Raw genomic sequence first — 6,417 nt, 5'->3', positions numbered from 1 at the left:
TTATATAGCAACGTTTCCTCGGTTATATAGCAACGTTTCCTCGGTTATATAGCAACGTTTCCTCGGTATTTGACAACAAATATTTATTATGTTGTTATAGCAACATAATAAAATTGTTGCTACATAGAATGACATGACAGACTTGGTCGTAAAATCTAATAGACTTGTACAAGCTTTACAGACACTTACTTTAAGCGAAACCCGTTTACTTCAGCTTGCAATTGTAGATGCTCGTGAGACTGGGCAAGGATTATCAACAGATGAACCTTTAGAATTAGATGCTCTTAGATATGCTAAAGCATTTAACGTTTCTCCAGATGCAGCTTATTTAGCGTTAATTGAAGCAGAAGATTCTCTTTTTAAAAGACAATTCACGATTACCAATGAAGATGGAACTTTAACAAAAAGTCGCTGGATTCAAGATGCTAATTATCGGAAAGGTGAAGGAAGAATTTTAGTTACCTTAACTCGTGTGGTAATTGAACATGTCACTAAAATAGATGGGTTTGAACAGTACTTTACTAGTTATCATTTGAAAAAAACAGCTGACTTCAAAAGCGTTTATGCAGTACGTCTTTATGAACTCTTAATGCAATGGAAGTCTGTAGGCAAAACGCCTGTTTATGAATTAAATAAATTTCGTAGTCAACTTGGTATAGGTGTTAACGAATACACTCGAATGGAAGCATTTAAGAGACGTGTTTTAGATATTGCAGTAGACCAAATCAACGAATTTTCAGATATCACTGTTAAATACGAACAGCATAAAAAAGGTCGTTCAATCTCAGGATTTTCTTTTAGCTTTAAGCCAAAGAAAGCAACTATTCGATCTATAGAAACTAATAGAGATCTTAATACAACTGATCTGTTTTCGAGGATGACAGATAAGCAACGCTATTTATTTGCTAGTAAACTTTCTGAACTACCAGAAATGGGGAAGTATTCTCAGGGTACAGAAAGCTATCCACAATTTGCTATACGTATTGCTGAAATGCTTCAGGATAGTGAAAAATTCAAAGAATTATTCCCTTATCTTCAAAAAGTTGGCTTTGCGCCTGCCTAGAATTTAAACTTGATCATTTGTCTATTAGACAGTCTAATAGACTGTAACTTTTTACAAGTTTAGGCATAGGTTTACTGAATGAAAACCCTTACAGTTCTTGAACTTTCCAAGCTTTACAATATCAATAGACAAACGATTTATAACAATATAAAGAAAGGAATTTTAAGCAAAAATTCTGAAAATAAGATTGATCTAGCAGAGGCTATCCGTGTTTTTGGGGAGCCAGTTAAAAAACAGGATGTAAAAGAACCTGTAAAAATAGACAGTCCAAATTCGGCAGAAGTTTTACTGCTTAGACAGCAAATAGACATGCTAAAAAATCAGCTTTTGGATGCCAAAGACCGGGAATCCTTTTATCAAAACCAGATTGAAACGATGCAGCGCTTATTGGAAGCCCCAAAAACCAATATGACTACGTTTACCGATCAAGAACCGCCTCAATCGAATGCAGCTCCAGCACAACCAGAACCAGACACGACTGAGCCTAAACATGACGGATTGACTACTCCAGAGCAGAGGGAAAATAAACGGATTCCAGTACCGGAGCACATTGAACAGGAACCGGAAAAAAGGGGCTTTTGGAGCCGTTTTTTTAGACCCTATGATTAACCACGATTGTTTAACTAATATGAATAAAGTCGTGAAACATTGATCAAATACTAGGCGTGGAACGTGAAAAGTCATTAAAAAGCCGTTCCAGTGCGCTGAACCCTAGAACGGCTTTGACTAAGATATTGATGCTTATAAGGAAAATTCAAGCATTTCGTATAAGGTGTATTATGTTAATTTTAGATAAACTATAGAATCCATTAGTTTTTAAACCAATAAATTAAATATTTTATGGAACTCCAGAATATTTATTCAGGCGATACTTAAGCAATAAGGGTAGGGTGATTACATAAAGTATTGCAGCTAATGCCCATACCATTCCAGGAGCTGATGCCTGAGTCATAAAATAGAGGCTAGTAACTAATACAGGACCAATTATAGCCCCCAGACTATTAAAACTGCTTAATAGCCCTTGTAATTCACCTTGTCTTTCATCACTAATACCTCTGGACATCATTGCTTGCAAAGCAGGAACGGCTACTCCACCAAGGGCAAACAATGGTAACAACGCAAAAGGCACCCATTCTTCAACAGCAATAGATAAAAGAAGTAAACCAATTGCATCGCAAGCTATTCCACATAACAACGTATTTTTCTCTCCAAACCTCTTTACCATAGGGGCGATAGCAAAAGCCTGTGCAATAGAATGGCATATTCCATAACTAGCAAGGGAAACACCTGCAATAAATATACTCCAGCCATAACGATCCTGCCCATAGATAACCCATAAAGTTGCGGGGACTTGTGAAACCAATGTGATAATTAAAAAGATACCAAGCAATGGAGCCATATTAGGTTGAGTGATAAAATAGGATAATTTCTTTAATATTGATTGCTCCTGAACCTTCTCAGTCATTTTATTGCTGTGTTTTGATTCTTTTAATAAGACTGCTGTCATTATTAAATTAATCCCATTCATAAAAGCAGCAGCAAAGAACGGTGCATGTAAGTTCCATTCACCCAAAACTCCACCTATTACCGGACCCGCTATAAACCCAATACCAAAGACAGCTCCAAGGAGACCAAACCTTTTTGCACGCTCATGGGCTGGAGTAATATCTGAAACATAAGCTGTTGCAACAGCCATGTTGGCACCTGTAATTCCCGCAAAAATACGACCAATATATAGCCACAATAGAGAAGGAGCAGCAGCCATTAGGAGATAATCAGCCGTTGCACCAGCAATTGAAATAATTAATACAGGTCGACGTCCAAATCGGTCACTCAACGCTCCAAGGATAGGTGCAAAAATGAACTGCATCAGAGCATACACAGCTAATAAAGCACCATAGTGAACACCGCCTGCTTCAGCTCCAGCCAATGACCGTAATAATTCAGGCAAGATCGGCATAATTAAACCAATCCCAACAGCATCCAGAAATATAGTGATTAAAATCACGCTCAATGATTTCTTCACAAATGCCTTCTCTAGCAATGATAGAATTAATATTCTCTCACACACTCCCTATCAGTGATAGATTTATGAGTAAAAAAGATATTGCACCTCAACGTCTGACACGTGAAATAGTCCTGCGTACCGCATTGGATATGTTGAATGAAGAAGGCATAGATTCAATAACCACACGCAAGCTAGCTCAACGATTGGGTATTAAATCTCCAACTCTATATTGGCATTTCAAGAATAAATCCTTGTTAATGGAAGCAATGGCGGAAACCATTATAAATGAACACCATTTAGTTTCTTTACCCATCGATGGGATGACATGGCAAGATTGGTTGCTCGCTAATTCTGTAAGCTTTCGTCGAGCACTACTAGCTTACCGTGATGGTGCTCGTCTACATGCAAGAACTAGCCCCAGTCAAGGACATTTCAACACGATTGAGGCCCAAGTTGCGCTGTTATCTCATGCTGGGTTTTCTCCTGTTGAAGCAGTTGCATTACTTATGACATTAGGAAGGTTTATTGTTGGGTGGGTCCTTGAGGAGCAGCAAGAAGAAATAAGATCAGACCCACCATTCGAAGCCGATCCAACTATATATCCACTCATGCTCCAAGGAGTGAATACCTTACAAAATATGAATGCGGATGACATTTTTGAAAATGGGATTCGTATGGTGATTATCGGTGCTGAAAGACAACTTGATATTAAAATGCAAACTTAACTCTATACTGCTTTAAGCAACTGTTCTATTTAGTAATAAAGCTTTTATCCTTAATTATTTAACATAATAGAGCTTATACGAAACGCAATTTAAAATATTATTGTTTTTCATATAGTTATAAAATTTTGACTGACTTCAAAAACAGTAAAAAGCCGACTTAGAAACAAGTCGGCTTTTTTATGAGCAGGTTTGATACCTTTTGCCAAGAACATAGGTTATTAAATAATCAATTGATAAAATATATTCTTATTATTTCATTTACTCATAAAATATATTCATTATAATGTTGTGTATTCGATCGAATACAATAAAGAGGAACTTTCATGACCGAGATTAAACGTCTCCCTGAATTTGATGAATGGCTAGATAGCATTAAAGACAGTATGACCCGTCTTAAACTGAATCGAAGATTAGATAAGGTTCAGCGTGGTAATTGGGGCGATGTAAAGCATCTTCAAGAAGGTGTTTGGGAAATGCGAGAGTTCTTCGGACCAGGTTGGCGCATGTATTACATCAAACATGGTGATGTAATCATTGTGATGCTTGGAGGTGGTGATAAATCTACACAGCAAAAGGATATAGAACGAGCTGTTGATTTATCAAAATCTTTAGAGGATTGAAAAATGGTTAAAATAGCTGATCTACCTAGCTTTGACATGGCAGAAGCACTTAAGAGTGAAGAAGATATTGTAATGTATCTTAATATGGTTCTTGAAGAGAATGACCCTGCTGAACTAGCTCATGCACTTGGTGTAATTGCTAAAGCTCGTGGTATGACTCAAATCGCTAAAGAAGCAGGAATTGGACGTGAAGCACTTTACAAAGCACTCCGTCAAGATTCAGCACCTCGTTTTGATACGATTAATCGTGTAGTAAATGCTTTAGGTCTAAAACTAACTGTGCAGAATGCATAACTATTAATAAAATTTTGTCTAAGTTCCATCTTATTTAACATAAAATCTCTTATGCGAAATTTAGTCATGACTAAACTTTTATTCCCATCTTCTCTTATTCTGTTCTAACAGTTTGTAAACGTGACGTATATGAGCTCTGATGAGTTCATGAATGCGACCCACAAAATCACGGTCATATGCCTCATAAATACCTTGATTCATAGCTTTCGCCATCTGATTGAGATTACGTCCTAGAGCTGATAATTGCCCATTAGAGTCTCCTAGCAAATGAGCTTCATCTTGCCCAAAAAAATGAGCATCTTTTGTGACGTTTGCGGTAAGTACAGACAGAATATATTGATTCGTCTTCATTTTGCTTAGGGCTGCTCTTTCATCAATTTTCTTTAATAAACTTGGTTTAATTCTTAATTCTTTGCGTGTGGTTTTTTCAAAAACATCGATCGTGTCTTCTACTTTCTCCCTTTCAGCAATTTTTTCTCTTAACAGCTCCATGATCAATTCATTCGGATCTTGCTGCTCCGCCTGGGCCAAACTAAAGATTTTTTCAGCTAAATCATTATCCAGATGCAAGGAAAAATCCTGTCCAGAAAATGCAGGATCATTTTCTTTTTTATAAGCAGTTTCTAAAGCTTTCTGAAATGGCTCACCTTTCTTAACGCCTTGCTTCTCACACTTTGCCTCCCACCAATCAAGCACCGCTCGATCAACTCTAAAAGAAATCTTATTGTCTTTAGTCATGATTAATTCCGTAAGCAAAGTGATATTTTGCAGCTTCATTTTAGAGTCTGGGTGACAAAATGGCAATTTTAACGGCTGCTGCCTATCCTGCCCTAGAAATCAATTCTTTGCATTTCCCCTATTTTTCTTTGTCATGACTAATTTTTTAAATGATATTCAGGAGTAAGAACTACATTAAAAACTGGTGCAATCAAGCCAATTGAAGATATCTGATTTAAGTTTCTTAAAGAGAAACGCGTAAGCGTGCATTCTGATCTGCTGATCAAAAATGAAAAAATCTCAAAAGCTAGAACCCAGTTTTTTAAATATGATTGAAGATCGCTTTTAAATGCGTTTTTAAGGCTCATTTAAATGAAAAGCACCCATATACTTATAAAATGGTAAATAGGGGCTAAAAATCGCAAATGAGAGCAAATTAGACTATGTTTTCATGCTTATCTTTTAAGAACCGAACGAGTGTCTACGAGTGACGTCCCAAAATTAAAATTCCAGAAGTCTTTTCCCTGATTACAAAGCTGCATAAGCCTATTCTCAACAAGAACAGAGCAAAGCGATTCGAGATTTATGCTGATGTATCGAGCGAAGCTCGAATAAAAAGTTTTATGAGCGAAGCGAATTCCGAGTATTTTTGCTTTTTCTAAAAGTCACGAAAAGTTGAATCAAAAATTGCCCCGACGAATCGAGCGAAAGCGAGATTCAATAGAGTTTGAGCGAAGCGAAAACCAAGGGCAATTTTTCATGAAATATGCTTTTAATTATTTTTAAGCTTTTAAATGTTTTTAAGATGGCTGAATCCTTTTATTTACAAGGCTTTCAAGCTTTATATAGCAACGTTTCCTCGGTTATATAGCAACGTTTCCTCGGTTATATAGCAACGTTTCCTCGGTTATATAGCAACGTTTCCTCGGTATTTGACAACAAATATTTATTATGTTGTTATAGCAACATAATAAAATTGTTGCTACATAG

7 protein-coding genes are annotated in these 6,417 nt (G+C 36.6%); 5 read left to right on the top strand and 2 right to left on the bottom strand.

Annotated features, from left to right (window positions below):
• Window positions 1-133 precede the first annotated feature (133 nt).
• Window positions 134-1,063: a replication initiation protein RepM gene (gene repM, locus FTU00_RS15225; RefSeq protein ID WP_180179981.1), complete on the top strand. Its 930-nt coding sequence runs from the start codon at window positions 134-136 to the stop codon at window positions 1,061-1,063.
• A gap of 78 nt (window positions 1,064-1,141) precedes the next feature.
• Window positions 1,142-1,672 carry a plasmid replication DNA-binding protein gene (locus FTU00_RS15220; protein ID WP_180179980.1) on the top strand — a complete coding sequence of 177 codons (531 nt, stop codon included), beginning with the start codon at window positions 1,142-1,144 and terminating at the stop codon, window positions 1,670-1,672.
• 229 nt (window positions 1,673-1,901) lie between these two features.
• Here FTU00_RS15220 and tet(39) read toward each other — a convergent pair whose 3' ends face one another.
• The gene (gene tet(39), locus FTU00_RS15215; RefSeq protein WP_180008790.1) at window positions 1,902-3,089 is read right to left on the bottom strand and encodes a tetracycline efflux MFS transporter Tet(39); all 1,188 of its coding nucleotides are present in this window, start codon (window positions 3,087-3,089) and stop codon (window positions 1,902-1,904) included.
• A 65-nt stretch (window positions 3,090-3,154) separates the two neighbouring features.
• Between tet(39) and FTU00_RS15210 the strand changes: the two genes are divergently transcribed.
• The 3 genes from FTU00_RS15210 to FTU00_RS15200 all read left to right on the top strand — a co-directional run bounded on the left by FTU00_RS15210 (window position 3,155) and on the right by FTU00_RS15200 (window position 4,710).
• The gene (locus FTU00_RS15210; protein ID WP_004787586.1) at window positions 3,155-3,796 is read left to right on the top strand and encodes a TetR/AcrR family transcriptional regulator C-terminal domain-containing protein; all 642 of its coding nucleotides are present in this window, start codon (window positions 3,155-3,157) and stop codon (window positions 3,794-3,796) included.
• A gap of 323 nt (window positions 3,797-4,119) precedes the next feature.
• Window positions 4,120-4,416 (top strand): type II toxin-antitoxin system RelE/ParE family toxin, encoded by a 297-nt coding sequence (locus FTU00_RS15205; protein ID WP_004787583.1) that lies wholly within the window; start codon window positions 4,120-4,122, stop codon window positions 4,414-4,416.
• 3 nt (window positions 4,417-4,419) lie between these two features.
• A complete protein-coding gene (locus FTU00_RS15200) occupies window positions 4,420-4,710 on the top strand; it encodes an addiction module antidote protein (protein ID WP_004787581.1) in 291 nt (96 codons plus the stop codon).
• Window positions 4,711-4,788: 78 nt separating this feature from the next.
• Here the strand turns inward: FTU00_RS15200 and FTU00_RS15195 are convergent, their stop codons facing one another.
• Window positions 4,789-5,448, bottom strand: a complete 660-nt coding sequence (locus FTU00_RS15195; protein WP_180179979.1) for a plasmid mobilization relaxosome protein MobC — start codon at window positions 5,446-5,448, stop codon at window positions 4,789-4,791.
• Window positions 5,449-6,417: the final 969 nt, after the last annotated feature.

It is taken from the genome of Acinetobacter sp. YH12041, assembly GCF_013419975.1.
GTDB lineage: Bacteria > Pseudomonadota > Gammaproteobacteria > Pseudomonadales > Moraxellaceae > Acinetobacter.
The sequence above is the reverse complement of the archived record's forward strand: the minus strand, read 5'-3'. Positions and strand labels throughout refer to the sequence as shown.

Excerpts from the sequence above, each read along its gene's own strand:
- FTU00_RS15210 (WP_004787586.1), top strand. The coding sequence starts at position 3,155 with ATGAGTAAAAAAGATATTGCACCTCAACGTCTGACACGTGAAATAGTC.
- repM (WP_180179981.1), top strand. The coding sequence starts at position 134 with ATGACAGACTTGGTCGTAAAATCTAATAGACTTGTACAAGCTTTACAG.
- FTU00_RS15220 (WP_180179980.1), top strand. The coding sequence starts at position 1,142 with ATGAAAACCCTTACAGTTCTTGAACTTTCCAAGCTTTACAATATCAAT.
- FTU00_RS15195 (WP_180179979.1), bottom strand. The coding sequence starts at position 5,448 with ATGACTAAAGACAATAAGATTTCTTTTAGAGTTGATCGAGCGGTGCTT.
- FTU00_RS15200 (WP_004787581.1), top strand. The coding sequence starts at position 4,420 with ATGGTTAAAATAGCTGATCTACCTAGCTTTGACATGGCAGAAGCACTT.
- FTU00_RS15205 (WP_004787583.1), top strand. The coding sequence starts at position 4,120 with ATGACCGAGATTAAACGTCTCCCTGAATTTGATGAATGGCTAGATAGC.